12 protein-coding genes and 1 pseudogene are annotated in these 14,298 nt (G+C 60.3%); 5 read left to right on the plus strand and 8 right to left on the minus strand.

Features of this window, described 5'->3' with window-relative positions; translation table 11 throughout:
- Positions 1 to 31 precede the first annotated feature (31 nt).
- Positions 32 to 1,522 (plus strand): trigger factor, encoded by a 1,491-nt coding sequence (gene tig / locus FP026_RS26485; RefSeq protein WP_149637559.1) that lies wholly within the window; start codon positions 32 to 34, stop codon positions 1,520 to 1,522.
- A gap of 266 nt (positions 1,523 to 1,788) precedes the next feature.
- Here tig and sthA read toward each other — a convergent pair whose 3' ends face one another.
- From sthA to FP026_RS26505, 4 genes and pseudogenes are all read right to left on the minus strand, one after another.
- Positions 1,789 to 3,195 (minus strand): Si-specific NAD(P)(+) transhydrogenase, encoded by a 1,407-nt coding sequence (sthA, locus tag FP026_RS26490; RefSeq protein ID WP_149637560.1) that lies wholly within the window; start codon positions 3,193 to 3,195, stop codon positions 1,789 to 1,791.
- A 109-nt stretch (positions 3,196 to 3,304) separates the two neighbouring features.
- Complete coding sequence (locus FP026_RS26495) at positions 3,305 to 3,901, minus strand: dual specificity protein phosphatase family protein (protein ID WP_149637561.1); 597 nt, start codon at positions 3,899 to 3,901, stop codon at positions 3,305 to 3,307.
- A gap of 262 nt (positions 3,902 to 4,163) precedes the next feature.
- Positions 4,164 to 4,319, minus strand: a pseudogene (locus FP026_RS26500) (JAB domain-containing protein); the annotation flags it as partial.
- Positions 4,320 to 4,425: 106 nt separating this feature from the next.
- Complete coding sequence (locus tag FP026_RS26505; RefSeq protein WP_149637563.1) at positions 4,426 to 5,379, minus strand: aldo/keto reductase; 954 nt, start codon at positions 5,377 to 5,379, stop codon at positions 4,426 to 4,428.
- 171 nt (positions 5,380 to 5,550) lie between these two features.
- Here FP026_RS26505 and FP026_RS26510 point away from each other — a divergent pair, with 171 nt between their 5' ends.
- Positions 5,551 to 6,450: an AraC family transcriptional regulator gene (locus tag FP026_RS26510; RefSeq protein ID WP_149637564.1), complete on the plus strand. Its 900-nt coding sequence runs from the start codon at positions 5,551 to 5,553 to the stop codon at positions 6,448 to 6,450.
- Between the two features lie 93 nt (positions 6,451 to 6,543).
- Here FP026_RS26510 and radC read toward each other — a convergent pair whose 3' ends face one another.
- From radC to FP026_RS26530, 4 genes are read right to left on the minus strand one after another with little or no spacing between them, the layout of a single operon-like run.
- Positions 6,544 to 7,383, minus strand: a complete 840-nt coding sequence (radC, locus tag FP026_RS26515) for a RadC family protein (protein WP_149637565.1) — start codon at positions 7,381 to 7,383, stop codon at positions 6,544 to 6,546.
- A 3-nt stretch (positions 7,384 to 7,386) separates the two neighbouring features.
- Positions 7,387 to 8,223 carry a type I methionyl aminopeptidase gene (gene map / locus FP026_RS26520; RefSeq protein ID WP_112340936.1) on the minus strand — a complete coding sequence of 279 codons (837 nt, stop codon included), beginning with the start codon at positions 8,221 to 8,223 and terminating at the stop codon, positions 7,387 to 7,389.
- 2 nt (positions 8,224 to 8,225) lie between these two features.
- Complete coding sequence (sfsA, locus tag FP026_RS26525; RefSeq protein ID WP_149637566.1) at positions 8,226 to 8,975, minus strand: DNA/RNA nuclease SfsA; 750 nt, start codon at positions 8,973 to 8,975, stop codon at positions 8,226 to 8,228.
- 14 nt (positions 8,976 to 8,989) lie between these two features.
- Entirely contained in the window at positions 8,990 to 10,837 is a 1,848-nt protein-coding gene (locus FP026_RS26530; protein WP_149637567.1) for a PHA/PHB synthase family protein, read from the minus strand.
- Between the two features lie 160 nt (positions 10,838 to 10,997).
- On the opposite strand from FP026_RS26530, the gene FP026_RS26535 reads away from it, so the two are divergent.
- From FP026_RS26535 to FP026_RS26545, 3 genes are all read left to right on the plus strand, one after another.
- Positions 10,998 to 11,450 carry a hypothetical protein gene (locus FP026_RS26535; protein WP_149637568.1) on the plus strand — a complete coding sequence of 151 codons (453 nt, stop codon included), beginning with the start codon at positions 10,998 to 11,000 and terminating at the stop codon, positions 11,448 to 11,450.
- A 222-nt stretch (positions 11,451 to 11,672) separates the two neighbouring features.
- The gene (locus FP026_RS26540; RefSeq protein ID WP_149637569.1) at positions 11,673 to 12,893 is read left to right on the plus strand and encodes an LL-diaminopimelate aminotransferase; all 1,221 of its coding nucleotides are present in this window, start codon (positions 11,673 to 11,675) and stop codon (positions 12,891 to 12,893) included.
- 57 nt (positions 12,894 to 12,950) lie between these two features.
- On the plus strand, positions 12,951 to 14,270 hold the full coding sequence (locus tag FP026_RS26545) for a homoserine dehydrogenase (RefSeq protein WP_149637570.1): 1,320 nt from the start codon (positions 12,951 to 12,953) through the stop codon (positions 14,268 to 14,270).
- Positions 14,271 to 14,298 lie beyond the last annotated feature (28 nt).

Genomic DNA, 14,298 nt, shown 5'->3' on the forward strand with positions numbered 1-14,298 from the left:
GGGCACGGCCGCCATGAATGAAGGTAGGACAATGCAGGTTATCGAAACGCTCGCTGAAGGGCTGAAGCGCGAAATCAAGGTGGTCATCCCGGCCAAGGACATGGAAGTGCGCATGAACGAGCGCCTCGCCGAGGTCAAGGACAAGGTCCGCATCAACGGCTTCCGTCCGGGCAAGGTTCCGGTCTCGCACTTGAAGAAGGTCTATGGCAAGTCGATCATGGCCGATCTGGTGAACGAAATCGTTCGCGACCAGCCGCCGGCGATCCTGACCGAGCGCGGCGAAAAGTCGGCAACCCAGCCGGAAGTCGCCATGACCGAAGACAAGGACGAGGCAGAAAAGATCCTCTCCGCCGAGGCCGATTTCGAATTCACGCTTTCCTACGAAGTCATCCCGGCAATCGAGCTGAAGCCGGTCAACGGCATCAAGGTGACCCGCGAAGTCGCTGAAATCAGCGAAGACGAAGTGACCGAGCAGATCCTCAAGATCGCCGAAAGCGCCCGCAGCTATGAAACCAAGAAGGGCAAGGCCGCCAACGGCGACCGCGTCACCATCGATTACCTCGGCAAGGTCGACGGCGTTGCCTTCGACGGCGGCAAGGACGAAGACTCGCAGCTCGTTCTCGGCTCCAACCGCTTCATCCCGGGCTTCGAAGAACAGCTCGTCGGCGTCAAGGCTGGCGATGAGAAGGTCATCACCGTAACCTTCCCGGCCGACTATCCGGCCAAGAACCTCGCTGGCAAGGAAGCCACCTTCGACATCAACGTCAAGGAAGTTGCAGCTCCCGGCGAAGTCGAAATCAACGACGAACTCGCCTCCAAGCTTGGCCTCGAATCGGCTGACCGCCTGAAGGAAATCGTTCGCGGCCAGATCGAAAGCCAGTACGGCTCGGTGACCCGCCAGAAGGTCAAGCGCCAGATCCTCGACCAGCTGGACGAAATGTACCAGTTCGACACCCCGCAGAAGCTCGTCGAAGCTGAATTCGCCAGCATTTGGCGCCAAATCCAGACCGATCTCGGCGAATCCGGCAAGACCTTCGAAGACGAAGACACCACCGAAGAAAAGGCTCGCGAAGAATACCGCAAGCTTGCTGAGCGTCGCGTTCGCCTCGGCCTCGTTCTGTCCGAAATCGGCGAAAAGGCCGGCGTCGAAGTCAGCGAAGACGAACTGCAGCGCGCGCTTTACGCACAGCTCCAGCAGTTCCCGGGCCAGGAAAAGGAAATCCTCGAATTCTTCCGCAACACGCCCGGCGCCTCCGCCAACCTGCGCGCGCCGATCTTCGAAGAGAAGGTCATCGACCATCTGCTGACCGAAGTCGACGTCACGGACAAGACCGTTTCCAAGGAAGCGCTGCTGGCTGACGACGAAGCTGAAGACAAGCCGGCTGCCAAGAAGGCCGCTCCGAAGAAGAAGGCTGCCGCCAAGGCCGAAGCTACGGACGCTGCCGCCGAAGGCGAAGAAGCCGCGGCTCCGAAGAAGAAGGCTGCTCCGAAGAAGAAGGCTGCTGAAGACAGCGCCGAGTAATCGGTTTTCTACCGGACTAAAATTAAGCCCTGCCGTTCGCGGCAGGGCTTTTTTGTATCGTGAGTAGACCTCCGAGATCTGGTGGAGGGCAGGAGTGAGTTATCATCCGTGCTCGTGGTTCGAGACGACCCTTCGGGCCTCCCCACCGTGAGGGCTCATCTTTTGCGCATGACCCTTGTTCCATCCTCATCCTGAGGAGCGGAAGCAAATGGCTGGAGCGTCGAAGGACGAGGATGGCCCCATAAACTCTTCAAATCATAATCCCCTCAAAGCTCCGACTTGATGTCGCCCATGCGATTCCAGGCGTCGAGGCCGGCGATCTTGTAGGCTTCGGCGAGCGTCGGATAGTTGAAGGTGTTCTCGACGAAATATTCGACGGTGCCCTTGAGGTTCAGCACGGCCTGGCCGATATGCACGAGCTCGGTCGCGCCTTCGCCGACGATGTGCACGCCGAGGAGGCGGCGCGTCTTCAGCGAGAAGATCATCTTCAGGAGGCCGGTGTCGAGGCCCATGATGTGGCCGCGCGAGGTCTCGCGGAAGCGCGCGATGCCGCATTCGTAGGGGATATGCCGGTCCTTGACCTCTTCCTCCGAGAGGCCGCAGGTGGAAATCTCCGGTACGGCATAGATGCCGTAAGGGAAGTATTTCGGCGGTTCCTTGGCGATGGCGCCGACGGCGACGCGCGCGGCGATGCGGCCCTGTTCCATCGAGGTGGAGGCAAGGCTCGGAAAGCCGACGACGTCCCCCGCGGCAAAGATATGCGGGACCTTGGTGGCAAAGGTTTCCGGATTGACGCTCAGGCGGCCGCGCGCGTCGGCTTCGAGGCCGGCAGCGGGCAGATTGAGCGTATCCGTCGCGCCCATGCGGCCGGCGGCAAACAGCACCATGTCGGTGGCGATGCGGCGGCCGTTGTCGAGCGTCAGCTCCACTTTGCCGCTTGGCAGGCGCTCGACTTTCTCGGCCTTCTGGCCGAGCAGCAGTTTCATGTTGCGATCGCGCAGCTGGTAGGTGAAATCCTCGACGATTTCCTTGTCGATGAAATCGAGCATGGTCGATTTCGGATCGATCAGCGTCACCTGCGTGTCGAGCGCGCTGAAGATCGTCGCATATTCGATGCCGATGACGCCGGCGCCGATGACGACCATTGATCGCGGCAGTTCCTCGATATCGAGCAGCTCGTCGCTGTCGAGCACGGTCTTACTATCGAAGGGGATGTAATCCGGCCGGAACGGCTTGGTGCCGACAGCGAGCAGGATGCTCGTCGCTGTGACATTGATGACTTCACCGTCGTCCTTGACGACCTGCATGGTCTGCGGATCGACGAAACTCGCCTTGCCCCGCATGTGCTGAACGCGATTGCGGGCAAACTGATGCTCGAGCACCTCGACTTCGTGATCGAGGGTGATCAGCAGGCGGCGGCGCAGATCCTCTGCGCTGATTTCCTGTTTGACGCGATAGGCACGGCCATAGAAGCCGCGCTCGCGCCAGCCGGAGAGGTTCAGCGCGGTTTCGCGCAGCGTCTTAGAGGGAATGGTGCCGGTGTGGACCGAGACACCGCCGACGCGTTTGCCTTGCTCGATGACGAGCACCCTCTTACCGAGTTTGGCGGCTTGAATAGCGCCTCTGCGGCCTGCAGGGCCGCTACCCACGACTAGGAGATCGAATTGGTCCATCGGGAAGCCTCGGATGACTGGATAGGGAATCAATGTCGCAACGCAACATGCACTCCGTCAACCGGTAGCTGCTCAATGTTACAGATTATCTAACAGGAAGGGCCGGCAGTCAGGATGCGGAAAAGCCGAGCCAGGGTTCCAGCTTCTCGAATGTCCGATCCATGGCGTAGGCGCGAGTAAAGGAAAATGAAAGATGGCCGTAGAAGATCGACATCTGGTTTTCTGCCGTTGACTCGTTCGTCTTGGCTATGGCAGCGAGATAGAGCGCTGAAGCAAGCCCTGTGCGGTCCGCTCCCGCCTGGCAATGAATGAGAAGCGGTTTGGGCGCATCGCGCATAATTTCGATAAGCTGTGCGGCTTGCTGCTGCGTCAGCTCGCGAGCGGAAGACATATGGAAATCGATGTGGTTGATGTTGAGCTGTTTGGCCTCGGCGACTTCCTTGTCATACCAGCGATGACCGCTGTTTTCGCCGCGCAGGTTGATAATGGTCTTGATGCCATATTGCTTTTGAAGCTCCGCAATCGTGGCGGCCGATGGCTGAGAGGAACGATAGAGCTCGCCGGCGATAACCGGGTGGAAGTTCGTCGTCCAGAGCATATGCGCGTAGAAGCCGACGGCCACCGCTGCGAAGGCTCCCAAGGCGACAAGCGCGCCGCGGCCAACACGAAGGAGGCGATGGGAAAGCGTTGGCGATGTCTTCGGCATGCGATCTCCGGGGCGGGCCAACCGCGCAAGCGGATTGGCCAAATCAAAACAACGACTTCCGCCAGCGGATTCGCCGACTGGAATGCGGCGATCCTTCTGCCAGATCATCCTGACGCTGAACTGAAAACCCAAAATGGGGACCGCGATTGGCGGTTTTGGAGGCTCGAGAATCCGGAACCGAAAGCAGAATTAAGAAATATGTATATTATCAAAATGATATAATTGCTTTTTGAATGTATAAGTTAAGTTGCGCGCGGTAATTTCAGATCAGTCGCAACGCGCGGAAGCTGACATGACCGCTCTTGCCGATGATAACATGGTCGTGAACGGTGATGTCCAGTAGCTTGGCGGTGTCGATATCGGCGCGAGACGGTGTGGGATCTCCCGATGGAAGATCGGGGATCAATACCGCCGAAGAAATGATGCGTCACTATCAAGAGCTAGCCGCTCCCCGCGACCCAGGAAGCGGCCAGGCCGAATACACGCTGCCCCCGCAACACGCTGGGAGCAGCGGCCCGAGGGACTTACATCTCTTGTTCCCACCAGCCGCGGGTGTTCACATTAGCGGCGTCAGCGAGAGCTTCCAGCTCTGCGATTTCATTGCCGGTGAGGCTGATGCTGGTGGCTCGGACCAGGCCATCGACGTGATCGGATTTGGTGATGCCGACGATCGGCGTTGTGCCCTTGGCGATGGCCCAAGCTATCGCGACATCGGGAGCCGCCGCACCCTGCTTCCGGCCGATCGATGTGAGCATGTCCGTCAAGGCCTTCAGCCGAGGCAGCATGCCATTGTAAGTCTTCGCCCGGTTGCTGCCTTCCGGCAGCGAATTCTCTGGACTGTATTTGCCGCTCAGGACGCCCTGTTCGAGCACCATATAGGCGAAGAACGGGATGCCCTGGTTGCGGCAGTAATCCAGGATGCCGGCTTGCTCAGAGCTGCGGTAAAGGAGGCTGTAGTGGTTCTGGATGGCTTCGACCCGGAACCCGGCTTCTCTGAGGATCCGGTTGGCGAGCTCGATTTCGCTCAGGTTATGATTCGAGACGCCGACATGTTTGACCTTTCCGTTCTTTAGCAACGGAATCAGGTGAGGCGTCCACCGCGCTACATCGGCTGGATTGTGAATCCAGTAGAGGTCGATGTAGTCGGTACCGAGGCGGGCCAGGCTCTGCTCCAGCATGTCCGCCACCGGATCATCGCTGGTCCCCGCAGCCTGCGGGGTGAACTTGGTCGAGAGTTGGTAGCCGCTGCGGGCGTAGCGCTTCAGGACCTCCCCAAGTACGGTTTCTGAACGGCCCATGCCGTATACCATGGCGGTGTCCCATAGGGTGAAGCCGGCCGCATGTGCTTTGTCGGCAAGTTCTTCCAGGCCACCTCGAGTCAAGAGGCTGCCGAAGTAGCCGTCGCCAGTCTCGCCGCTATCGCCCCAAGCCCAGGTTCCCAGTGCGACGGCGGGGATCTTCAGATTATCGATTGTCATGTTCGCTCCTTAGTTGTTCTGCCGCCAGGTTTGCCGTGACCCAGGCGATACTGACATCATGATGCGCGGCGAAGCCGAACCGTTAGCCTGATGCGCCGGGATTACTGCCCAATCCTCGAGAAGCCGCGGTTCGCATTGCCGCCCTTCCGCGCACGTGCGATGGTCCGATTCATGGAAACACTGACCGAAATCGCGGCCGTAATTGCCCGACACGTCTCGAGGGATGGCTTCCACGCCACCCCCATCGAACGGATGACGCTTGCTCGATCCTCTACGGTGACGATGCCGATGCCGAATGTTTACCGGCCGCAACTGTGCCTCGTCGCGCAGGGCCACAAGGAGGTTATGCTGGGCGACCGCGTGTTCCAATATGCACCGGGGCGCTATGGGGTCGTGACCTACGATCTGCCGGTTATAGGCCATGTGGTCGAGGCGACGCCTGACAAACCCTATCTCTGCCTGTACCTCGATTTCGATCCGGTCATGCTGGGAGAGTTGGCGTCGCGTGTACCGCCGCCAGCGGGAGCGCCATCCTCGCCCATAGGCAAGACGGTGTCCGATGCTGGCACTCGTCTGCTCGACGCGGTCCTACGCCTGCTGCGCCTCCTCGACGATCCGGCAGCGCTGCCAGTACTCGGACCGCTTATCGAGCAGGAAATTCTCTATCACCTGCTCGCCGGCCCGGACGGCGCCAGGATGCGCCACATCACCTCCAGCCAGGGTCGGGTGGCCCAGGTCGGCCGCGCTATCGCCTGGATAGGGCAGAACTTTCGGGAACGGTTCAGCATCGAGCGGCTTGCCGCGGAAGTTGGCATGAGTCCGTCGAGCCTGCACGAGCATTTTCGCGCCGTGACGGCGCTGACGCCGCTGCAATTCCAGAAGCAGCTCAGGCTCCAGGACGCGCGCAGCCTGATGCTGGTCCAGGACATCGACGTCAGGACCGCCGCCTTCCGCGTGGGTTACGAAAGCCCGACGCAGTTCAGTCGCGAATATCGCCGCCATTTTGGAGAGCCGCCGGCGCGCGACATAGCCCGCTTGCGTGCTTCGCCGGGCTTGGCGGTGGTGGCTTGAGTTCAGCCCACCGATGTCGGCGCATTGACGTTTGGTCCAAATATCGTCCCTCGAACGACGTGGCCCCGAGATCCGCGATCCCGGCAATGTCACTTACGAGAGCAGCCGCAGTGCCCTGAAGCTGACATGACCGTTCTTGCCGATGATAATATGATCGTGAATGGCGATGCCCAAAGGGGCGGCGGTATCGATGATCGTCTTCGTCATATCGATATCGGCGCGCGACGGTGTCGGGTCACCGGAGGGATGGTTGTGGACGAGTATTACCGCCGAAGCGGAGAGCTCCAGCGCGCGTTTGACGACTTCACGGGGATAGACGGGCGTATGATCGACCGTGCCGAAACCTTGGACTTCATCCGCAATCAAGGCATTGCGCTTGTCGAGAAACAGCAGACGAAATTGCTCGCGCGCCTCATGTGCCATGGCGGCGTGACAATAGTCGATGAGCGCTTTCCATGAAGAGAGCACGGGCTTGCCTGCTAACTCGCCCTTCAGCATGCGCTGCGAGACGCTCGCCACCAGCTTCAGGTCGAGTGCGACCGCATCGCCGACACCGCTGACCTCGGTCAACAGGCTGACCGGCGCACCGAACACGCCGCCGAGCGAGCCGAAGCGGGCTAGCAGAGCCTTGGCGATCGGTTTGGTATCGCGGCGCGGGATCAGGCGGAAAAGCAGCAGCTCGAGAATTTCATAATCGGCCAGCGCCGTGTCGCCGCCGTCGCGATAGCGATTGCGCAACCGCTCGCGATGGCCGTGGTAATCGGCTTCAACCTTCGCCTGGGTAGGTTTGGCCATCGGGGCGGGCTTGGCGGCTTGGGGTGCGAAGAATAGTCGCTCGTCCAGAAACGGGGCCTCTTCCAAAGCCTCCGTCTCCCCGCTTCTGTCGAGGGGCATGTCGCCATGTCCGTTGGAAGAAGCGGGACGTTTTGCCATGAACTATCCCTGCAGCGGCGGCAGGCCGGGGCGGTCGAGGCCGCCGGGCGACAGGGTGAAGATTTCGCAGCCCGTCGCGGTGACACCGACTGTGTGCTCATACTGTGCCGAAAGCGAACGGTCGCGGGTGACGGCCGTCCAGCCATCGCCGAGCACCTTCACATGCGGCTTGCCGAGATTGATCATCGGCTCGATGGTGAAGATCATGCCCTCGCGCAGCTCCGGGCCGTCATTGACCCGGCCGTAATGCAGGATATTCGGCGAGTCATGGAAAAGGCTGCCGACGCCGTGGCCGCAGAAGTCACGCACGACCGAGCAGCGCTCACCCTCGGCATAGGTCTGGATCGCTTCGCCGATGGCGCCGGTTCGGGCACCGGGGCGCACGGCGGCGATACCGCGCATCAGGGATTCGTAGGTGACTTCGAGCAGCCGCTCGGCCGACCGCTTGATTTCGCCGACCGGATACATGCGGCTGGAATCGCCATGCCAGCCATCCAGCACATAAGTCACGTCGATATTGACGATATCGCCTTCGCGCAGCGGCTTGTCGTTGGGAATGCCGTGGCAGACGACGTGGTTGATCGACGTGCAGGAGGATTTCATGTAGCCGCGATAGTTCAGCGTCGCCGGATAGGCGCCGTGATCCATGCCGAATTCGAAAACGAAGCGGTCGATGACGTCGGTCGCCACGCCGGGTTTGACGATCGCGGCCAGTTCATCGAGGCAGCGGGCGGTCAGCTGGCATGCCTTGCGCATTCCAGCAAAGGCATCCTGCCCGTAAATGCGGATAGCGCCCGTATTCTTTGCCGGCGCCGTTGCCGCTTCGATGTAATTCACCATGACTAGCCTTCAGCAGAAATCTTTATACTGGTATCTAATGCAGCTATGCCGGGTTCGTCTATCGGGATCAACCCGGCAGGCGCGATTTCCGTCGGCGAGACCCTGCATTTCAGCGCATAGACTTCGACGCCGCGCGCCAAAGCCCGCTCATAAGCCCTGGCATAGACCGCATCGAGATCACCGCAAATCCGGAAGCGATCGCAATCATGCCGCTGGATCACGAACAGCATGACGGCGCGGTAACCGGCCTCTGCCATGTCGCCGAGTTCTTCGAGATGCTTGGCGCCGCGGGCCGTCGCCGTATCGGGAAATTCCGCAAGGCCCGGCCTTCGCATGAAATGGACATTCTTCACCTCGACATAGGTGGTTGTCCGCAAAGGGTCGGTCAAGAGCAGGTCGATGCGGGAATTGCGGCCGTAATTCTGTTCGCGCTTGACCGTCGTATAGTCTCCGAGATCGGAAACCTGACCAAGCGCAATCGCTTCTGCCGCGATCCGGTTCGGCATGGCTGTATTGACGCCGACGGTCGTGCCGTCCGCCTCGATCAGTTCGAAGACATGGCGGTATTTTCGCTTCGCGCCCTCATGCTCGGAAAGCCAGATGCGCGAGCCCGGCGCCGTCAGCCCAAGCATCGAGCCAGTATTCGGGCAGGAACCGGTGATGAAGGTTCCGTCCTCCAGCTCCGCATCGAAGAGGAAGCGCTTGTAGCGCGCCATCAGGCGGGCAGGGACGAGGGGCGAATGGAAGAGCATGGTCTGGCGATCGTCTACGCCCGTTCCATGACGAAGCTGCCGGGTGCCTCTTCCAGCGCGTTGAGCGCCTTGCCACCGGGTGGACGGGCTGCCGTCATGCGATGGTCCTTCGCGAGTATCCAGGCGTGCCAATGCGGCCACCAGGAGCCAGGCGTCTCCTTCGCTTCGGCCAGCCAATTTTCGTAGTCGCCACCGGTCGGGCCGCCCGTCCAGAATTGGTATTTATGCTTGTCGGGCGGGTTGACGACGCCGGCGATGTGGCCGGAGCCCGTTACGACGAACTCCACCGGGCCGCCGAAATACTGGTTGCCGATGAAGACGGACTTGGCCGGCGCGATATGATCCTCGCGCGTTGCCAGGTTGTAGACCGGGATACGCACATCCTTCAGTGACAGCGCCTTGCCGTCGAGCACCATCCTGCCCTGGCTCAATGCATTGTTGAGATAGCAGTTGCGCAGGTAGAAGGAATGGTTGGCGGCCGCCATGCGCGTGGAATCGGCGTTCCAGAACAGGAGATCGAAGGGCAGGGGCTCCTGCCCCTTCAGATAGCTGTTGACGAAATAGGGCCAGATCAGTTCGGAGGCGCGCAGCATATTGAAGGCTGTTGCCATCTTCGAGCCTTCGAGATAGCCGAGCACATTCATCTGCTCTTCGAGTGCCGCAATCTGCTCTTCGTCGACGAAAACCTTCAGGTCGCCCGCGAAGGTGAAATCGACCTGCGTCGTCAGGAAGGTCACCGTGCGGATGCGCTTGTTCTTTTCCTTGGCATGGAGCGCGAGCGTGGCCGCCAGCAGCGTGCCGCCGACGCAATAGCCCACGGCATTGACCTCCTGCTCGCCGGTTGCCTTTTCGATCGTCTCCAAAGCGAAATCGATGCCTTCACGGGCATAGGACGTCCAGTCCTTCGCCGCATGGCGCTGATCGGGGTTTACCCAGGAAATGACGAAGACGGTGTGACCCTGCTCCACGCACCATTTTATGAAGGATTTCTGTGGGTTGAGGTCGAGAATGTAGAATTTGTTGATCCAGGGCGGGCAGATCAGCAAAGGCCGCTTCAGCACCTTCTCCGTCGCCGGCGCGTATTGGATGACCTGGCAGACATCGCTTTGTGCGATGACCTTGCCGGGGGTCAGCGCCATGTCGCGGCCTACGGCGAATTTCGTCATGTCGGTCTGCCGCAGCCGCAGCTCGCCGTGGCCGAGGTTGATATCCTCCGCCAGCATCTTCATGCCGCGCACCAGGTTCTCGGCGTTGGAGGCGATGGTTTCGCGGTAGACCTGCGGATTGGTCGCGATGAAATTGGTGGGCGAAAAGGCGGCGGTGATCTGTTTCGTGTAGAACGCAGCTTTGTGACGCGTATGCTCGTCCAGCCCTTCTGCTTCGCCAACCAGCTTCTCCGCCCAATTCGACGTCAGAAGATAGGTCTGCTTCAGGAAATCGAAGAAGGGGTTCTTCTGCCAGTCTTCATCGGCGAAACGCTTGTCCCTGACCGGTTCGGCTTCGGCCTCGGCGGACGAATCGCCGCTGAGACGCTGCATGGTTTTTGTCCACAGGCCGAAATAGCCAGACAGGAGATGCGTCTGCGCCTCCAGCGTCCTGCGGGGATCGGAAAGCCAGTATTCGCCGACCTTGGACAGCGTCTTGACCATGTCGGTGAAAGGATCGGCAACCGTATCGACCTTTTCACCGCGTTCGCGCGGTGCAAGCCAGGCCGAGGCTGCCTTGCCGAGATTTTCCAGCGCACGGGCAAAGTTGACGGCCATCGCTTCAGGATCCCTGACGATGTAAGGCTCGACTGACTTTGGATCAAAGCCGGGAAAGCCGCCATTACCTTCATTCTTATCCCGCTTGCTGTCGGTCACGCATCATCCTCCCGGCGGCAGCTCGTGTCTTGTTTTCCATTTGTACATCTTGCGGGAAAAGGAATACAAGTCGAATGAAACGCAACCCTGCTCTTGCTTTGCAGCTGCGACAAATTTAACAGTCGCAACCCACAGCAAGGAATAGCGCAGGAAGACAATTATGGGCGGCGGCATGGTGGCAAGACTGAACCGGTATTCCGTACTCTGCGGTGCAATGTGCGGGATTCTCGCATTGACGCTGGCGGGCTGCTCGACACCCGAAGAAAAGGCGGCCTATGCCAAGCGCAAGCAGCCGCCGGAAGCCGTGATCGTAAAACCCGCCAAGGGCACGCCGGTCGTGGAAACCAGCACGCAGCAATTTTACAAGGACGGCTATCCTTCCTTCAACGCACCGCCGACGGCCGCAAACGTGCAGATCAACGATCAGCAGGCGGGCGACATGGTCAAGCAGCTGACGGCGCTCGGCGCCCAGCGCAAGGCCGGCACCATATCGGAGGCCGAGTACCAGAAGCGCGTTGCCGAGATGCGCAAGCTTGCCGCCGAACACGGTCAGGATACGCTGCAGGAAATTCAGAAAGAGGGCAGCGCCCAACCAGGCCAGACGCAGAATTAACCTTGCGTTTCAGGCAATTTGGACGCAAAGCGTTCCGATGGGCCGAATTTGGATGTGTCTGACCGGCGAATTGCACTTTGGGTGCATAGCCGCCCAAGATTCACCTTATCTTTCGAGATAGCATGACTACGGCGCCGCGAGTCCCAAGTTCGTATCGCGGCTGGCCGGGAGATCGACGAACTTCAGCGCGGTTTTGAGGGCCGCTGTCCCATGGGGAAAGAAATGGAAGAGTTTCATAAAGTCCGGCGTTTGCCGCCCTACGTTTTCGAACAGGTCAATCGTTTGAAAGCGAGCGCGCGAGCGGGCGGGGCGGACATTATCGACCTCGGCATGGGCAATCCCGATCTTCCAACCCCCAAGGCGATTGTCGACAAGCTGTGCGAAGTGGTCCAGGATCCGCGCACACATCGCTATTCCTCCTCCAAAGGCATTCCAGGTCTTCGTCGTGCCCAGGCGGCGTACTATGCGCGCCGTTTCGGTGTGAAGCTCAACCCGGATACGCAGGTTGTCGCCACCCTCGGCTCCAAGGAAGGCTTCGCCAATATGGCGCAGGCGATCACGGCGCCCGGCGACGTCATTCTCTGCCCGAACCCGACCTATCCGATCCATGCTTTCGGCTTCCTGATGGCCGGCGGCGTGATCCGTTCGATGTCGGTCGAGCCGGATGACAGCTTCTTCCCGCCGTTGGAGCGTGCGGTGCGCCACTCGATCCCGAAGCCGCTGGCCCTGATCCTGAACTATCCGTCGAACCCGACGGCCTATGTAGCGACGCTCGATTTCTATAAGGAAGTCGTCGCTTTTGCGAAGAAGCACGACATCATCGTGCTCTCGGACCTCGCTTATTCGGAAATCTACTTCGACGACGCGCCGCCGCCGTCGGTGCTGGAGGTTCCGGGCGCGATGGATGTGACGGTCGAATTCACTTCGATGTCGAAGACCTTTTCCATGCCCGGCTGGCGCATGGGCTTTGCCGTCGGCAACGAGCGCCTGATCGCGGCGCTGACGCGGGTAAAATCCTATCTCGATTACGGCGCCTTCACGCCGATCCAGGTGGCGGCGACGCACGCACTGAACGGCGACGGCTCCGACATCGCGGAAGTGCGCAGCATCTACAAGCGTCGTCGCGACGTCCTAGTCGACAGCTTCGGCAAAGCCGGCTTCGACGTGCCGCCGCCGGCTGCGACCATGTTTGCCTGGGCGAAGATCCCGGAAAAGTTCCGTCATCTCGGCTCGCTCGAGTTCTCCAAGCTTCTGGTCGAGAAGGCCGACATCGCGGTCGCTCCCGGCATCGGCTTCGGCGAGCAGGGCGATGATTATGTTCGCATCGCGCTTGTTGAAAACGAGCACCGCATCAGGCAGGCTGCGCGCAATCTGAAGCGTTTCCTCTCCTCCGCGGACGAGACGATGCATAATGTTATTTCGCTGAACGCTCATCGTTCATAATATCGCGCGGCAGCCGTTCTCGCGGCTGCCGTTCCCAATACTGATCAGGAATTTTCCATGGCAGATGCCCTCAAAATCGGCATTGCGGGCTTGGGCACCGTTGGTGCCTCGCTTGTCCGCATCATCCAGAGCCGCGCTAACGAGCTTGCCGTTACCTGCGGTCGTCCCGTCAAGATCGTCGCCGTCACGGCGCGCGATCGCACGCGGGATCGCGGCATCGATCTGACAGGAATCGAATGGTTTGGCGGTCCGGTCGATCTCGCGCAGAAGGCCGATATCGACGTCTTCGTGGAGCTGATCGGTGGTTCCGAGGGTGCTGCCAATGCCGCGGTTCGTGCGGCTCTTGCCCGTGGTCTGCATGTCGTCACCGCGAACAAGGCGCTGCTTGCCTATCACGGCGTCGAGCTTGCGCAGATCGCGGAAGAGAAGGGCGCCCTGCTCAATTTCGAAGCGGCCGTTGCCGGTGGCATTCCGGTCATTAAGGCGCTGCGCGAATCGCTGACGGGCAATACGATTTCCCGTGTCTACGGCATCATGAACGGCACCTGCAATTACATCCTCACCCGGATGGAGAAGGAAGGTCTGTCCTTCGCCGATTGCCTGAAGGAAGCGCAGCGTCTCGGCTATGCCGAGGCCGACCCGGCCTTCGATATCGAAGGCAATGATACCGCGCACAAGCTTGCTATCCTGACGACGCTCGCCTTCGGCAATCGCATCGCGGCCGACGATATCTATCTCGAGGGCATCACCAACGTCTCCATCGAGGATATCCGCGCTGCTGCCGATCTCGGCTACCGCATCAAGCTGCTGGGCGTCGCCCAGCGCACTGAAAGCGGCATCGAACAGCGTGTGCATCCGACCATGGTGCCGCTCGATTCGGTTATTGCGCAGGTCGATGGCGTCACCAATGCCGTGGCGATTGAATCCGATATCCTCGGCGAATTGCTGATGGTCGGCCCTGGCGCCGGCGGCAATGCGACGGCCTCGTCCGTCCTCGGCGACATCGCCGATATCGCCAAAAGCCGCCCGGGCGAGCAGCGCGTGCCTGTGCTCGGCCATCCTGCTAAGGCGCTGGAACCCTATCGCAAGGCGCAGATGCAGAGCCATGAAGGCGGTTATTTCATCCGCCTTACCGTGCTCGACCGCACCGGCGTCTTCGCGAGCGTCGCGACCCGCATGGCGGAAAACCATATTTCGCTCGAATCGATCGTGCAGCGCTCCAAGCAGCATCTGGCGCCGTCCGATCACCAGACGATCGTCCTCGTCACCCATGCGACGACAGAGGATTCGGTGCGCAAGGCGGTTGCCTCCATCAAGAACGAAGGCTATCTCGTCGGCGAGCCGCAGGTCATCCGTATCGAGCGGCCGAAAGAATAGGCCGACAGCGGCGGCGTTTCTCATAAAG

This window comes from Martinezella tropici (assembly GCF_008370325.1).
Classification (GTDB): domain Bacteria; phylum Pseudomonadota; class Alphaproteobacteria; order Rhizobiales; family Rhizobiaceae; genus Rhizobium; species Rhizobium tropici_B.

Coding starts and splice junctions, on each gene's coding strand:
- tig (WP_149637559.1), top strand. CDS start 32: ATGCAGGTTATCGAAACGCTCGCTGAAGGGCTGAAGCGCGAAATCAAG.
- sthA (WP_149637560.1), bottom strand. CDS start 3,195: ATGGACCAATTCGATCTCCTAGTCGTGGGTAGCGGCCCTGCAGGCCGC.
- FP026_RS26495 (WP_149637561.1), bottom strand. CDS start 3,901: ATGCCGAAGACATCGCCAACGCTTTCCCATCGCCTCCTTCGTGTTGGC.
- FP026_RS26505 (WP_149637563.1), bottom strand. CDS start 5,379: ATGACAATCGATAATCTGAAGATCCCCGCCGTCGCACTGGGAACCTGG.
- FP026_RS26510 (WP_149637564.1), top strand. CDS start 5,551: ATGGAAACACTGACCGAAATCGCGGCCGTAATTGCCCGACACGTCTCG.
- radC (WP_149637565.1), bottom strand. CDS start 7,383: ATGGCAAAACGTCCCGCTTCTTCCAACGGACATGGCGACATGCCCCTC.
- map (WP_112340936.1), bottom strand. CDS start 8,223: ATGGTGAATTACATCGAAGCGGCAACGGCGCCGGCAAAGAATACGGGC.
- sfsA (WP_149637566.1), bottom strand. CDS start 8,975: ATGCTCTTCCATTCGCCCCTCGTCCCTGCCCGCCTGATGGCGCGCTAC.
- FP026_RS26535 (WP_149637568.1), top strand. CDS start 10,998: ATGGGCGGCGGCATGGTGGCAAGACTGAACCGGTATTCCGTACTCTGC.
- FP026_RS26540 (WP_149637569.1), top strand. CDS start 11,673: ATGGAAGAGTTTCATAAAGTCCGGCGTTTGCCGCCCTACGTTTTCGAA.
- FP026_RS26545 (WP_149637570.1), top strand. CDS start 12,951: ATGGCAGATGCCCTCAAAATCGGCATTGCGGGCTTGGGCACCGTTGGT.